This window comes from Paenibacillus xylanilyticus, from assembly GCF_009664365.1.
Lineage (GTDB): Bacteria > Bacillota > Bacilli > Paenibacillales > Paenibacillaceae > Paenibacillus > Paenibacillus xylanilyticus_A.
On the sequence record NZ_CP044310.1, the window covers coordinates 4839332 to 4854684 of the forward strand.

Here is a 15353-nt window from a genome sequence, read left to right on the forward strand (position 1 = left end):
ACAATGATAGTTATAAATTGAATACACAAACAGCCCGCACAGTATGCGGGCTGTTTGTGTGGTTTCGATACGCTTTCGGTACGGAGTCATTCGCAATGATTCAAACTCTGGCTGCAAGTTCCGTATTAGTTTGTATTCTGCGCTGCCTTCCAGGCTTCCTCCACCGACACAGGGGATTTGCTGCTGCTCTCTCCGCTTCCTTCTTTTGTCCACAGAGGCGGGTAATAGGCAAATACTTGTCCCGTTTGAAGCTGTCCCAGATCATTTTGCCATCCTTCCCAGCGGAAGGTCTGGTAGAACTGCTGCAAATCGCCATCTGCCAGCCAGGTGAGAAATTCCGAATAAGTAAGCTCCGTCGCTTCCCATTCCTGAGCATCCGGCGCATAATAATATATTTCTCCAGTACGACCGAACTTGCCGGTATCCAGCGCAAAAAATCCACCTGCCACATCATAGGCAACCACCATCATACCCTCCAGTGCCTGTACGCAGGGCTTGTCGCTCACACCATTCCAGCTCGTCAGACTTCCAAATACGCTCTCACCGCCTGCACCCAGCAGCGTGATCCACCCGTGATCAAACACCATACCTTCCGTCTCGTAAGCAACAGCTCCCAGATAGGATTTGGTGCTCACCTGAAGACGATAGAGTGTATCTGCTCCATCCTCTGGTCTTGCGGAAACATACTCATATGTATTTTGCCCGTTATCCAGTAGTTCCTTGAGTTCCTCCCACGCGTGATTGTCCCGATCCAATAGTTCATCTGCAGATAATGTTTGCATATTTTTACTCCTTCCAAGTCATATCAAAAATATAAAGATTGCCGCTCCCATCCATCGCGAAGGAAACCGAGCCCGGCATGTATTCTGCAAATTTCATAGGCCAGATTCATCTCTCTAAAATCAGAAGTACCAAAAAAACTGAAAGATCCTCTCCCCATGCTGGAATTCTCCACCGTTGGAATAGGTGAGTAAATGCGCATGACTGTCTGGCAATGACCGCTTCTCCCATTCCTTTTCAAAAACATCATTCCACATGCTTAACCCTCCATACACACTCACATTTTACCTTTCTATCAGCATAACATGGCATATTTCACCATTCAAATCTGCTATAATCAAAACTTCACAGCTAATCATAAGGAGGAAATACTTTGTTTCGTGCAGTTAAACTTTGCTTTCTGGCTCTGACGCTGCTGGCAGCGGGTTGTCAGGATCAGGCTTCGTCTATTCCAACTCCTGCTCCTGCTGACGGATCCGGCCAACAGGAATTCTATTACATATCACCTTCAGGTGACGATGCAAACAGCGGTACGATTCAATCCCCTTGGAAAACAATGCAGCATGCTTCTGAACATGCCAAGCCAGGGAGTACGGTCTATTTGCGAGAGGGCGTGTACCAGCAGAAAGTCAAAATCACCCGGAGCGGCCATTCCTCCACCGAGCCTACCACCTTTTCCAGCTATCCCAATGAGAAAGCCATTATTGACGGAAAAGGCCTGTCTGTTAATGGACTTGAAGGCTTGATTGAAGTTGAGAATGCCAGCTTCATCACGATACAGAATGTTGAGATTCGCAACTTCACCACAACCCATGCTGACCAGGTACCCACCGGGATTTATGTACACGGAGCTGGAGAACACATCCAGATTATAGGCAATACCGTACACGCTATCGCCAGCAACGTGCAGCCTGAAGGACCAGACTTAACAGGTAGAGATGCACACGGCATCGCTATCTATGGCACAGAACATCCCGAAGCATTGAAGGATATTCTAATCCAGGATAATGAATTGTATGATCTCGTGCTAGGTTCAAGCGAGTCACTCGCGGTTAACGGAAACGTAGACACTTTTTCCATACTGGACAACACCATCCATGACACGGATAACATCGGCATCGATCTGATTGGGTATGAAGGGATTTCTGCAGATGACAAGTATGATCGGGCCCGAAATGGAATTGTAAGAGGTAACGAAGTATATGATATTACGTCCAATGACAATCCTTCCTATGGCACCAACCTTCCCAATGACAGCCATTCGGCCGGGGGTATCTATGTCGATGGAGGTACAGATCATCTGATCGACCAGAACCGAGTATACCGCAACGATATCGGAATCGAAATCGCATCCGAACATGCCGGGCGTTCCACAAGCCATATTACCGTGCAGGATAATCTGATCTATCACAACAGGCTGACGGGCATTGCCATGGGAGGATATGACGAGGAACGCGGGTCTACCGAAGATAGCACGGTGATGTACAACACCCTGTTTCAGAATGACACCTTGGGCGCAGGCAATGGACAGCTGTTCGTGCAAGCCAAGACGAAGAACAACACATTTAAACGCAACATTGTCGTATCAGGCAGCTCCGGTGTGCTCATCTACAATGAATACAGCAGTAATTCAGGGAATCTGCTAGATGAAAATGTATACTACACCCCGATTGCAGAAGAAGATGCCCTGTGGGTATGGAAAAATGAAGGGTATTCCGGTTTTCCAGCCTACATGAAGGACTCCGGCAATGACGCACACTCCCGTTATATAAACCCGGCATTCATGAACGAAACGAGCGAAGACTTCAATCTCCAGCCTGGATCACCGGCAGAAGGTTGTGGTTACCTTGCACCCAGGTAACAGAAGAGACTAAGAGATGCATAGAAAATGAAAAACCGGATAGGATATAGGGGTGCCCCTATCCTATCCGGTTATTTTCTGCTTATACTGCATCATTCGTTATAAGAATTTAGCTTTGGATTAAATCAGCTGCATGGGTCACACGATTGCGCCCTCCGGTTTTGGAGGCATACAGCGCCATATCCGCTTTTTGGAACAAGGACTGATCCGTATCCTCCTCTGCAACCGTTGCTGCACCAATACTTACCGTGATATTATAGGCTCCCCAATCCGCAGAAGCTACCTGCGACCGGTACCGTTCGGCTGTAATCACTGCTTGCTCGGCCGTACAATCCGTGAGAATAATCACAAATTCTTCCCCGCCATAACGAGCCACAACGTCCGTACTTCTGGATACGGACTGCAGCAGACCTGCCAGATTGCCAAGTACGAGGTCCCCCACCGGGTGTCCGTAAGTATCGTTAATGCTTTTGAAATGATCAATATCTACGACCAGCAGCGAGAACTCGCGCTGGTTGGCACGGTAGCCTTCCAAACTTTCAAGCATTTTCTGCTGAAAGAATCTGCGGTTTTTGAGTCCGGTGAGCAGATCGGTAGAAGCCATCGTCTCCAGCTGGTCATTCACTTTAATTAATGCCTGCTGCTTCACTTCATATTCCTCGTGCAGCCGTTCAAGCTCCTTGTTTGCTTCATGCGTGGCTTGATAGAGCTCCTGCAGCTTCGTCTTCGTGTTCAAAATATCCTTCTCATGTTCGATCCGTTTACGCATGACCACAACCACACAGTCCACGACGTTTTCCCCGTCACGATTCTGGCGAATCCCGTTAAGCAGAACCGGAACATCCTGCTGATTACGGGTACGAAACGTAAAGTACATCTCGTCCACACGGCCATACAGCTGAATGTACGGATAGAAATAGGTGTGAAAAAATAGCTTGTTGGTGAGCGACATGGTGGACTCAATATGTCTTCCCATTAGCTCGCTGCGTTCATAACCCAGCATTGTCAGGAGGGTTTGATTGACTGATTGTATGACCCCCGAGTCAGAAATGGAAAAGTACCCGCAGGGAGCGAGATCTAATTGTGCATCCATCAATAACAGCCTTTCTTCTGCGTTTTACGCGCTCGTCAGATAATTCTTAATCAATCGAATAGTCTCTTCCGGTTGACTTAAGTGAGGGTAATGTCCTTTGGCGGTCATCTGCTGCAGCATGCTGTTCTTCAGATGAGCGTGCAGATAATCACCCACTTCAACCGGCGCAATGCTATCATCGGAGCATTGAAGAATCAAAGTAGGTACAGATACCTGTTCCAGCTCCTCACGGCAGTCGGACAAAAATGTTACCTCGGCAAATTGCCTAGCAATATGCGGATCTCTGGAGCAAAAGCTCTTCTCCAGCTCATCCGTGAGCTCTTTCCGTTCTGCATTCTGCATCACGATCGGTGCCAAATAACTTGCCCAGCCTATGAAATTCAGCTGCATCATCTCGAGCAATTCATCAATGTCACGGCGGTCGAAGCCCCCATAGTAATTCGGCAAGTCGTTCACATATCGCGGAGAAGGCCCCAGCATCACGATGCTTTTAAAATATTGAGGAGCTTGAATCGATGCGAGCATGCCAATCATGCTGCTGACAGAATGCCCAACAAATATGGCATCTCTCAATTGGAGCGCTTCCATGATCTCCAGAACATCCGTAGCATATCCTCGCAAATCACTGTATTTATGCGCATCGTAATAATTGATCTGGGATTGCCCTGAGCCTACATAATCGAACAAAACAATTTGATAATTCTCACTAAATCCTGGAACGATGTAGCGCCACATGTCCTGATCACATCCAAATCCATGGGCAAATACCATCGTTCTGCTGCCTGAACCAAACACTTTTACATTGTTGCGTACAAGGACGTCAACCGTCATTACACTCACCTCTCTGAGGTATTTTCCATTCACTTCATATGTGGTTATTATATCGGAAATTGCTGGAATATGAATTAAAAATATTAATTTCCTTGATAGAGAGATGAGTTGAATTCACATTTTCGCAAAAGATAAAACCCTTTACAATCTGACTTACGAGCTTGCCATGGCCATCCAGAATGATCATTCTTGGATAATCCTGTCTCATTGCAACTGTTCACTTCTTCGACAGTCTTGATTATTTCAGAAGGCTGAGGTCCGGCGCATTTGCAATAAATTCATTACAAGATCACTATGATTTCAGGGATCATCCAACAACTCACACCATAACAGGTTGTAAGCTTTTCCCATTTTGATATAGTATAATTTCTATGGTGACTCGATCCTATACATCGTATTAGCATGACATACATAACATCAGGAGGAATTAAAACCATGCAAAAATTGGATGCTGCCTTACAGCAGTTTGTTGAACAGCAGGATTTATACAATGAAGCTTACGGACTTTTCAAGAAGCATGATCTGCGCCCTCGTGAACAACCTAGCCAGCCCGAAGTGGACAAGCGTATACCTCTCTCACCTGAGCTTGTGTATCTGTACACCCATTATGAGATGAGAGATGCAAACGCTGAAGGGACACTCAAAATGAAAAATGCAGCCGTGGAAATCGGCGATGCAGCCCTGTTATCGTTTGTTGCCCCCGAGCACCTGCACCGCCAGCAGCAGGGTTACCGATGGATTGGCATGAATGAGCCGTATGAGGAGTCGCCCTCCTGGAAAGCAAATCATGTCGTTATTGCCAACTTCAATGATGATCCATTGATCGTGGATACAAGCGCAGCCAACTCACCTGTGTATGCGGCCTTCGAAGGCGGAGAGCCCCGGCGTATTGCCGATTCATTGTCCGATCTGTTCACTGCACTCTCCATCCTGATTGAAGCGGCACGCGCTTACGGCGGAGAAGTGAAGGATGAAGAGACCTTTGAAACCAAACCTGAATATTTGGAGCATATAGAACCTCTATTGATTGATCTGCTTGGCGTTGAGTACACCGCACATCTGGTTGAATATTTATCACTTCGTTAAATCATCGGAGTGAGAATAAGCAAATTGAAGATGATGGTTGCAGCTGTTACTAAGTACGATGGCTTCGCTAACGAATTTGGACCTGTATTGAAATTTGTGTACAGAAGAATTTATCTCTGATGAACAAGGGGGAAGACCATGATTTATGTTGCTTTGCTTCGGGGAATTAATGTAGGCGGTAACAATAAGATCAATATGAAGCAGCTGAAAGAAACATTTGAACAAGCAGGCATGCAGGATGTTGTAACTTACATTAACACGGGCAACATTATCTTCGCCGATCATCAGGAACGCATTCAAGCTAACGCGGAGATATCCAAGATACTGGAGCAAGCCATTACGGCCGAGTTCGGCTTGGAGATCCGTGTCGTGGTACGCAATATGAATGAAATGCAGACCGTGCTTCAGGCGCTGCCGGAGGAATGGACGAATGACGAGCTGGCGAAGAGTGACGTGATGTTTCTGTGGGATGAAGTCAATGACGTCTCGGTGCTGGACAAGCTTCCCCTCAAACCGGAAGTCGGCACCCTGATATACGTTACTGGAGCCATCCTGTATTCAGTAAGCAGAGAAGATGCTGCGCGCAGCGGGATGAACAAGCTTGTCGGCTCCTCTGTCTACAAATATATGACCGTCAGAAACGTCAACACGACCCGCCAAATTTATAAGCTCATGCTGGCTGCGGCAGAGTAATTATAAGAATTTCGCATGAAAAAATCCCCCAAGGGATGGCATGGAGGAATATGTTGACGGATGTCTCTCCATGCTGTTTACCTTGAGGGATACCTTTTGTATTAGGAATGCGGGTTAGCGTTATAAGTCATTAATCGATCTGAATACGTCTGTGCGTATGATCGTCTCCGGAACGTTTCGGAATTTCAAGCTTCAGCACACCATCTTCCAATCGGGCCTTAATGTTCTCCTCATCGATATGTTCCACATAGAAACGCCGGAGGAATTCACCGGACCTGCGCTCCTGCCGAATAATTCGATTGGAATCATCCTTCTGTTCATGAAACTCATTACGTTTCGCACGGATCACCAGTTCATTGCCCTGTACCTGAATATCGATATCCTGCTTGGCGATACCAGGCAGATCCGCTTCAATCAAATATTTCCCATCTTCCTCACGGATATCCGTCCGGAATGGCTGGCTGCCGGTTCCAAAGGGAGAAAGCCACGGGCTGTCAACCATATCATTGAAGGATTTCAGCATGTGTCCGAACAGGTCTTCATTTCGTTTACGAAACGGGATCAGATCAAACATGAACATCATCTCCTTATATGTGATTGGTTTGTTGTTGCTTACATGGATTATTATAATCCTCTTATGGATGATGCTCAAAATACGTAAGGGCCGAAAAAAAATGATTTTTCTTCAATATGACCCGCTGCCTGAAAATAGATCCTTGTTTCTTTTGATTTGACCTTTTTTGACCTTCCTGCTTTTTCAGACTCATTTAGAGAATGAACAGAACGCTATCCTTCATACTGAAAACGATCCAGAAACCGCTTGACGATGAGACTGGACGTTTTGCTCTCACGCATAACCCATCCAATGGAAATCGCACGCTGTACACCTTCAATTTCCAGGATGGAGAAGTCATGATGCAGAACACTTCTGTCATGTGTGAATGAATATTCATGACCGATCGTCACCGCATCCAGCTGGGCAAGGGCCGCATTAACCACTTCGGAATTGTTCGTTCGAAACAACACATTCACCTCCCCCACCGCCTCTGAAAGCTCCTCTACAAACCAATCCACCAATTCGTCATTAAATAACACCAGTGTCTCATTTTTCAGTTCCTCCATGGTGATCGACTTCTTGCCTGCCAGGCGATTGGTATGATTCACACAGGCACGCATCACCCCTTCATCAATGGGAACAAAGCGCAATCCTTCCAGGTGCTGCTCCATATCATCTGTATACAGAGCAATTAGACCGAGATCGACCTGCTTGTTCCTTACATCTCTTATAATGTTGCGAGCTGCACCTTCAGACAGCTCAAATTTCAGATCAGGATATCGTTTCTTCATACTCGCTATGGTAGGTATGATCCCTGGAACTCCTCCAGGAATGGCTGACAATCGCAGTTCTCCATGGATCGACTGCCCCATATACTGGGCATCCTCCTTGATGTTTTGGACCGTATCGACAACCGATTTCATTTTGTCCAAAATAGGCTTGGCCTGTTCCAATAGATACGCACCGTTACGGGATCGGCTGAACAATGGCAAGCCCAGTTCATGCTCCAGACGTGTGATCGCCTGACTGATCGTAGACTGCGTAACCGATAGTGCTGCCGCAGCAACGGTAATGGATTTGGTCTTTTCAACTTCAAGTACATACACCATTTGTTCCAGATTCATCGTTTAACTCCCAATCCTTACATTAATTTATTTTAAGTTAAGTGTATTTTTGTTAAATATACATGAATCATATAATTAAGTATACTTGGATTGAAGATGAATGTAAGCGAAATCATTTTATTTTAACCGACAGAGGAGTGCTACATATGAATCCATATGAGAATCGATTTGCAGGTAAAGTTGCAGTTGTTACAGGCGCAGCATCCGGTATCGGATATGCCATTGCGAGACGCCTTGTCCAAGAAGGAGCTTCCGTCCTTGCCGCTGATCTGAATACGGAACGTCTGGACGCTATCCAGGGTGAACTTGGGGAACGGTTCTTCGGTGTTAAAGCCAATGTAACCGTTGAAAACGATATTGAAGAAATGGTGAGTGCCGCTGTCAAACAATTTGGCAAACTCGATCTGGCCTTTAATGTGGCAGGTGCCTCCCGTGCAGGCGTTATTACGGAACTATCGGAGAAAGATTGGGACTTCACCGTGGATCTGTGCATGAAAGGCGTCTTCCTGAGCATGAAGCATGAAGCCCTTGAGATGGCTAAACATGGTGGCGGAGCCATCGTAAACGTGGCCTCCCTCAACTCTCACGTGCCTATGTATGCCGGATCGGCCTATGCCTCTGCCAAAGCTGGCGTCGAAATGCTTACCAAGAATGGAGCACTCGAAATGGCGCGTAACGGCATTCGTGTCAATGCCATTCTACCGGGTCTCATTGATACACCATTAACTGCGGAGCTGCTCTCCAATGCAGACATCAAAGAAGCCTACATGGAACGGATTCCGATGAAACGTGCTGCACAGCCTGAAGAAATGACGGGACCTGCCCTGTTCCTTGCGAGCGACGATGCAGGATATGTGTCCGGTTCCAGCCTCATCGTGGATGGAGCTTGGGCAACGACCGGCTATCCAGATCTGAGCCGCTGGTTCTAAGTCTTTACATTTCCACATGGTTTCCATATACCAAGTAAAGCCTATTGGACAGAGCTCTGCTCTGCCAGTAGGCTTTTTTCACTTAAATATAGATACTCGATATTTTACAAAACTGCTTTAGTTCGCTAACTTCGGCTTAACAATTCGCCCCTATACTAAAACAATTATACATACAATCAACCATGAAACGGTAAAGGGGATCTGGAACTGTGAAAAAGAGAAAACAATGGCTCGCCGTTTTGTCCATGACAGCTATACTTGGCGCAGGCGCAACAAGCTACGCATCGATAGTTAATGCAGCCAGCGCATCCGAATCTGCTAATAACCATGTCGCACTACGAACAGCCATCCAAAATATGCAGGGAACCATCACTTGGGATAGCAGCAGCCGCAGTGCCGACATCCAGCTGGGTGAAGTCCGAGTGCAGCTACCGGTCGGAACAGCTACAGCTACCATTAACGGGGTGCAAACGCAGCTGGACAGCAAAAGTTATGTTACGAAAGGAACGACATACGTTTCCACGCAAACGTTGAAACAGATTACGGATCAGGTGATCCTGAGCCAGAATAAAACCGGATTTGAACAAGCAGCGGCCTTCCAGATGCCAAGCGGCAAAGCCGAAATCGCGGCCTCTACCCCGGACGGTCAGCGCCTCCTCGTAACGGAAGCAGACCATGGCAGCATTTCCGTGCTGAATATTGCGGATCTGAACAACGTGAACGTTCTGAAAACGGTCAGCTTCCAAGATCTCTCTGCCAAAGCAGAGGTAACTAGTGTCACGGTATCCAAGGACGGCAAATATGGTCTGGCCGTTATTCGTACCGGCGATACAGATACCGAGGCGAACAAGGGACTACTGGCCATTGTTGATCTTGCAACCTACAAAACCGTGAAAACATATGAGCTCGGCATCGGGCCAGACTCCATTGCATTGTCCCCGGATGGATTGCACGCCGTGATTGCCATTGAAGATGAGGAACTGAACAAAGCTGCGGACGAGATCGATTACCCTAATGCCAAACGCCCGGGCAGCATCATGATTGTATCGTTTGCGGGCGGAAACGTCCTTGAAGGAGAGGTAACCAACCTGCCTGTGTCTCTGGAAGATGTGAGCGGTGCAAGCTATCCGCACGATCCGCAGCCAGAGTATGTTGCCATCAGCCCGGACAGCACAACCGCTGCTGTTACCTTGCAGGAGAACAATGTCATCGCCATCATCGACCTGCAAACGAAACAGATCAGCTCGATCTTCTCGCTCGGTACTACCTCACATCAAGCTGATCTGAGCGATGACGGTGTCGTTCAGTTCACTGAGAGCCTGACAGCCCGCTATGAGCCAGACGGTATTGCGTTCTCTGCAGATGGTAAATACGTGCTGACTGCCAATGAAGGCGACCTGGGCAAAGATGAGTTTGACGATGGTGTCAAAGCTGGTGGACGTAATATCGCCGTCTGGGATTTGCAGGGCAAGCGGGTATATGACAGCCAAAACCTCATTGATGAAGCGACGGCCAAAGCAGGTTTATACCCGGATGATCGCAGTCCGAGCAAAGGCAGTGAGGTCGAGAATCTGACGGTATCCACTGTAGACGGCACTACTTATGCTGCCGTAGCCTCTGAACGGGCCGATGCCATTTTGTTCTTCGATCTGGCTGACCCGGTGAACCCGGCCTACCTTGGCCTGATTCCGACAGCTGGTGAGTCACCGGAAGGAATCCACCGGGTTAACGGCCGCAGCATATTCGTCAGTGCGGATGAGAGCACAGGGACACTTAGCTTCTTCGAGAAAAAATAGTCCAGTACGCAGCAGGCATCTGTTCCAGCAGCTGCCTGCTGCGTACCGAGTCCACGAAATCTCAAAAGGACATGAGAGCATCACGCTCCCATGTCCTTTTTTGCTGCCTGCTAATGCACCATCTCTGCTGCTTTACACGCTGCGAGCCAATCGTTCCAGCCATTCCACCGCCGGAGCGAGAACCGCTTCATCGATATCGAATTCAGGATGGTGATGGGGTGCAGGCAGGTCGCTGCCCACAATCATATACGTGGCAAGTCCACCCTGCTCCTGTACCCGTTTGATCATATAGCTCGCATCCTCGCTTCCCAGGGCAGCGCCATCCGAGATTGCTTCAGCATGTTTTATTCCGGATATCCCTTCTGCCTTCTTCACAGCAAGCTCCGCAAGTTCCATATCGCACCTTATCGGAATAGCTCCGCCTACAGTCTCAACGGTAACTCTTAACTCATGCATGGCTGCACTATGCTCCAGAATCTGACGCACACGCCGCTCCAGTTCAAGATTCGTTTCTTCCTTCGTGGAACGCGTCTCAATCACCATGCGAGCGTGCTCGGCAATGATGTTCGCGCCAGTTCCTCCTTCCAAAATGCCCACATTGATCCGTGTATCGGCTGTACTGAATCTTGGCAGAGCATGAATGTTAAGCATGGCCGTTGCGGCACCAAGCAGCGCATTCCGACCTTCCTCAGGTGAAGCTCCCGCATGAGAGGATACCCCGGTAAAGTGCGCTTCCAGCTTCGTCGTCGCCAGGAAACCGGCGGAGGCCCCTTTGACATGACCGGATGGTACGTCCGTGCCGAGATGCATGCAGAACAGGCGATCCACCTGATCCAGCATGCCTTTTTCTACCATGGCGTACGCACCGCGTACTCCCTCTTCGGCAGGCTGGAATAACAGCTGCACTTTCCCGGCAAACTGTCTGTCGCTTAATCGTTCTGCCAGCGCTAGACCGATACTGGTGTGACCATCGTGTGCACATGCATGCATAATGCCTTCATGGGTTGAGCGGAACTGCCCGGACTGCGGCACATGCTTGTCCTGTCCGCTTTCACGAATCGGCAGTGCATCCATATCGAAGCGAAATGCCGTTGTCGGCCCTTCCTGAATTCCATCCAGCTCGGCGACAACAGCCGTAAATCCGCCGCGCATCTGCTCCACTATAGCGGGCTCCGCTCCTTCCTGGAGAGCACGCTGATAAGCATCTTCCAGTACTTCCGGTTTGGGCAGCCCCCGCCGGGACGCGTCATCAATGGCATCTTTTCCATACGTCACACGATAGCCTAATGCCGTTAACATCTGTACAACTTTGGTAGCGGTACGAAATTCAGTGAATCCCAATTCGGGATATTGATGCAGCTCTCTGCGAAGCGCGATAATGTCGATCATATCGGTTCCCCTCTCTCAACTCTCTTATTTCCGAATCAGTCCATCTTCTATAATCTGGCGTGAACTCCCGGGCCAAGTGGCAGGTTGAAGACGTACCAGAGAATGACCATGACGACCCAGACGGAGAAGAATGCAATGGAATATGGCAAAATCAAGGAATAATACGTCCCGAGCTTGGCATCCTTGCGGTACTCCTGCAAAAATCCGACGAACAAGGGTACAAAAGGCGATACCGGGGCAAGTGGAATAATAACGGAGTCGGATACCCTGAAAATAACTTGAGTGAATGCCGGATGGAAGCCAAGCAGCATCATCATCGGGATAAACACCGGAGCCAGAATGGACCAGATCGCGGATCCACTTGCGATAAACATCGTTAGCAGCGCAGACAGGAAGATCAGTCCAATCACCACCGGGATGCCGTTAATGCCTGTTTTTTCAAGCAGATCCGTGATAGTCAGTGCCAGAAACTTACCCATGTTGCTCCAGTTGAACATCGCCACGAATTGCGATAGCGGGAAGACCATCACGATGAAACCTGCCATCGTTTTGATCGGTTCAATCAGCAATTTCGGCAGATCATTCTGGTTCCGAATCACTTTCAGTTTAATGCCGTAAGTCAGTGCTACGGTGAAGAAGAATAGTAAAATGACAGGCACAATCCCTGCAAGAAAAGGCGAACCCATCACACTGCCTGTTTCCGGATTGCGAAGGATGCCATTCGAAGGTACCACCATAAACGCGATGACAGCGATAAAAATAAGGGCGGCAATACCGGCTGCACGCAGTGCCCGGTTTTCTTCAGGTGTTGGAGCTTCCAGCTTGTACACACGTTCCCCTTCATATTTGCCCAGTCTCGGTTCCAGGAATTTGTCGGTCATAAAACCTGCGACCAGTGTTAGAACAATGACAGAAGCGGACATAAAGTACCAGTTATCCAAGACCGTAACACCCACACTCGGATCTACCGAGGCGGCAATTTCGGTACTAATGCCTGACAGCAATACATCCGTCGTCACAATCAGCATATTTGCGGTGAAACCAGCACCAACTCCGGCAATGGCTGCGATCAAGCCGGCAATCGGATGTCTGCCTACAGCGAGAAAAATTAAGGCTCCGAGCGGAGGCATGATGACAAGCGCTGCATCTGAAGATACATGGCTGAAGAATGCAATGAAAATGACCAGATAGCTGGCATAGCGGGCGGGTACCCGAACGGCCATTTTGCGCATGACCGCTTCCAGAAGACCGACTTTCTCAGCCAAACCGATACCGAGTACCAATGCCAGAATCGAAGCAAGCGGTTTAAAATCAGCAAAGTTCTTTACCACATTCGGCAGCAGCCACTGTATTCCCTCTCGGCTCAGCAGGTTTTTGACCTGAACCTTCTCTCCATCAATCGGGTTATGTGCTGTCGCGTTAAAGAACGACAGTATAAGGGTAGCAATCATCAGGGCAACAATGAGATAGATAAACAATAAAAACGGATTGGGAAGCTTATTCCCCACTTTCTCTACCCAACCAAAAAGTCCTGTATTCTCCTGCCTTTCCGCTTTCACCATGCAAATCCCCCCAGACTGTTATTAACGTACATTTAACGAAATTGTCGTAATTTTAGGACATTATATAATTAACTCCATACAAAACTCAATACTTATGTTATGTTTCTTGACACTAAACATAAAAAATACCGATCTGCAACCAGGTTCACCCTGTCCGCCAGGAGTGGACATGAGAACTAAGGTTGCATCATCGGTATCCTTATTCCGACTCTATGTTCGTAAATCTAACGCAGCAGCCGATATCGGTTACTTGGCCGTCCTCTGCGGGTATTGAGCTCATTTCCCGTGATTTCAGCCAGGGAGAATGCCGTAAGACTGCCGAGAATCCGCTGTACGTGCCTGATGGTCATTGATAATCCTGATGCCAGTTCACTGGCCGTGAATTCTTCTCTGCCCATTCGGCGTATGTATGCCTTTAATTTCTGAAAGGTACGGATGCTTACCCCTGCCTTGTTCAACTGTTCGAGCAATTCGGTGTCACTTGAATACATCTCATAGGATAATTCCTGATCCTCACCCGCTGCCTCCACAATCGTCCCATCCGTCTCATAGACAATCACACGTCCAGCTTCATCGTCCTTGGCATATTGGATCGCCTTCCGGGCGTGACGTTCTGCATCAAATGCCGTCTCACCAAACCCGATCCCGGCAAAGGAAAGCAGGTCCGTATCCAGCTCAAGCTGGTGCATCGCTGTGTGCAGCGATTCCATGTTGCGGGCCATTCCGCCCCTGGAACCATACATCAGGTATCGTCCTGTACCATCCTGGTGAAGGGAACCATCGATTTGCTCACAATGACGCAGCAGGATGCCCTTGATCTTGAGCTCCATATGCTGCAGCTGATACCGTTCCGTTGATTGATCACCGGCTGTATGCCACCCTTCAATCTCGACCATTAACACGCCGATTTGGCTGTCTTTGAATGCAGAACTGCGAATCTGCTCAATCAGCATTCGTACCGCCTGCACCGTCTCCAGCTTGGTGGAATCGATTTTGAAGACAGGGACCCCTCTCTGAAGTAATCCTTCATATACAGCATACAGACAGGTAATGGCTGCCTTGGTCCGCCCTTCCTCCCAGTGACGAACGTGGAATTGGATCATGTCTTCGACATCGTAATCGGTGGAAAAAACGTATTTTCGCAGCTGCTCATCCGAGAAATTCAATTCCTCCAGACTGTCCATCAGCCCCCAGCTCTCATTTCCCGTCATATCAATGGAGATTTCCTTGACCGGATTGCCCAGTGTATAAATGGCTTGCAGCATGGCTTTGTACAAGCTCGCCCCGGTAGGCGGGCAGTAGATGGCATGTTCTTTTTCATGCAAGACGTCCTGGGCGGTCAGATAAGGAATGGGGCCCGTAAACACCCACCCGTGTACTTTCTCGCGGTTCCTCGTAATAATCTCGCCCGTCTCGCGTGCGTGTTCATAGGGATACAGCTCAAAATGAGCCTCCAGATCCTGCCCCTCGACAGCACGCATGGTCCGCTCAATGGACGGCTTCGGTCCTACAATTCCGATTCGGTACATGCACTCACATCCCCTTGTCCAACGCAGCATTTGTTTAATACAAAAATCATACCGAACTGAGGTTTCGCTGTAAACCTCTCATCTCAGCCATGGCTTACAGCATCTCATTCCTAATTATGCATCA

Annotated in this window: 13 protein-coding genes and 1 pseudogene; 5 read left to right on the forward strand and 9 right to left on the reverse strand. The window is 48.4% G+C overall.

Features of this window, described 5'->3' with window-relative positions; genetic code table 11:
* Positions 1-125: 125 nt before the first annotated feature.
* Entirely contained in the window at positions 126-782 is a 657-nt protein-coding gene (locus F4V51_RS21500; RefSeq protein WP_153979552.1) for a DUF2625 family protein, read from the reverse strand.
* A gap of 19 nt (positions 783-801) precedes the next feature.
* Positions 802-971: pseudogene (locus tag F4V51_RS29165) on the reverse strand (SMI1/KNR4 family protein); the annotation flags it as partial.
* A gap of 182 nt (positions 972-1153) precedes the next feature.
* On the opposite strand from F4V51_RS29165, the gene F4V51_RS21510 reads away from it, so the two are divergent.
* Positions 1154-2641 (forward strand): right-handed parallel beta-helix repeat-containing protein, encoded by a 1488-nt coding sequence (locus F4V51_RS21510; protein ID WP_236146613.1) that lies wholly within the window; start codon positions 1154-1156, stop codon positions 2639-2641.
* A gap of 109 nt (positions 2642-2750) precedes the next feature.
* On the opposite strand, the gene F4V51_RS21515 is transcribed toward F4V51_RS21510, so the two are convergent.
* Both F4V51_RS21515 and F4V51_RS21520 read right to left on the reverse strand, forming a co-directional pair.
* Positions 2751-3734 (reverse strand): sensor domain-containing diguanylate cyclase, encoded by a 984-nt coding sequence (locus F4V51_RS21515; protein ID WP_153979553.1) that lies wholly within the window; start codon positions 3732-3734, stop codon positions 2751-2753.
* Between the two features lie 24 nt (positions 3735-3758).
* The gene (locus F4V51_RS21520) at positions 3759-4565 is read right to left on the reverse strand and encodes an alpha/beta fold hydrolase (protein WP_153979554.1); all 807 of its coding nucleotides are present in this window, start codon (positions 4563-4565) and stop codon (positions 3759-3761) included.
* 435 nt (positions 4566-5000) lie between these two features.
* On the opposite strand from F4V51_RS21520, the gene F4V51_RS21525 reads away from it, so the two are divergent.
* Positions 5001-5651: a hypothetical protein gene (locus tag F4V51_RS21525; RefSeq protein WP_153979555.1), complete on the forward strand. Its 651-nt coding sequence runs from the start codon at positions 5001-5003 to the stop codon at positions 5649-5651.
* 138 nt (positions 5652-5789) lie between these two features.
* Complete coding sequence (locus F4V51_RS21530; RefSeq protein WP_153979556.1) at positions 5790-6344, forward strand: DUF1697 domain-containing protein; 555 nt, start codon at positions 5790-5792, stop codon at positions 6342-6344.
* Positions 6345-6474: 130 nt separating this feature from the next.
* Here the strand turns inward: F4V51_RS21530 and F4V51_RS21535 are convergent, their stop codons facing one another.
* Positions 6475-6918 carry an Hsp20/alpha crystallin family protein gene (locus tag F4V51_RS21535; protein ID WP_153979557.1) on the reverse strand — a complete coding sequence of 148 codons (444 nt, stop codon included), beginning with the start codon at positions 6916-6918 and terminating at the stop codon, positions 6475-6477.
* 212 nt (positions 6919-7130) lie between these two features.
* Positions 7131-8024 carry a LysR family transcriptional regulator gene (locus tag F4V51_RS21540; protein ID WP_153979558.1) on the reverse strand — a complete coding sequence of 298 codons (894 nt, stop codon included), beginning with the start codon at positions 8022-8024 and terminating at the stop codon, positions 7131-7133.
* A gap of 146 nt (positions 8025-8170) precedes the next feature.
* On the opposite strand from F4V51_RS21540, the gene F4V51_RS21545 reads away from it, so the two are divergent.
* Positions 8171-8953, forward strand: a complete 783-nt coding sequence (locus F4V51_RS21545) for an SDR family NAD(P)-dependent oxidoreductase (RefSeq protein ID WP_153979559.1) — start codon at positions 8171-8173, stop codon at positions 8951-8953.
* A gap of 209 nt (positions 8954-9162) precedes the next feature.
* The gene (locus F4V51_RS21550; protein WP_153979560.1) at positions 9163-10749 is read left to right on the forward strand and encodes a choice-of-anchor I domain-containing protein; all 1587 of its coding nucleotides are present in this window, start codon (positions 9163-9165) and stop codon (positions 10747-10749) included.
* Positions 10750-10881: 132 nt separating this feature from the next.
* Here the strand turns inward: F4V51_RS21550 and F4V51_RS21555 are convergent, their stop codons facing one another.
* The 3 genes from F4V51_RS21555 to F4V51_RS21565 form a co-directional block, all read right to left on the reverse strand.
* Positions 10882-12138: an amidohydrolase gene (locus F4V51_RS21555; RefSeq protein WP_153979561.1), complete on the reverse strand. Its 1257-nt coding sequence runs from the start codon at positions 12136-12138 to the stop codon at positions 10882-10884.
* Between the two features lie 47 nt (positions 12139-12185).
* Positions 12186-13700: an AbgT family transporter gene (locus F4V51_RS21560; RefSeq protein ID WP_153979562.1), complete on the reverse strand. Its 1515-nt coding sequence runs from the start codon at positions 13698-13700 to the stop codon at positions 12186-12188.
* A gap of 224 nt (positions 13701-13924) precedes the next feature.
* On the reverse strand, positions 13925-15229 hold the full coding sequence (locus tag F4V51_RS21565) for a hypothetical protein (RefSeq protein WP_153979563.1): 1305 nt from the start codon (positions 15227-15229) through the stop codon (positions 13925-13927).
* Between the last annotated feature and the right edge of the window lie 124 nt (positions 15230-15353).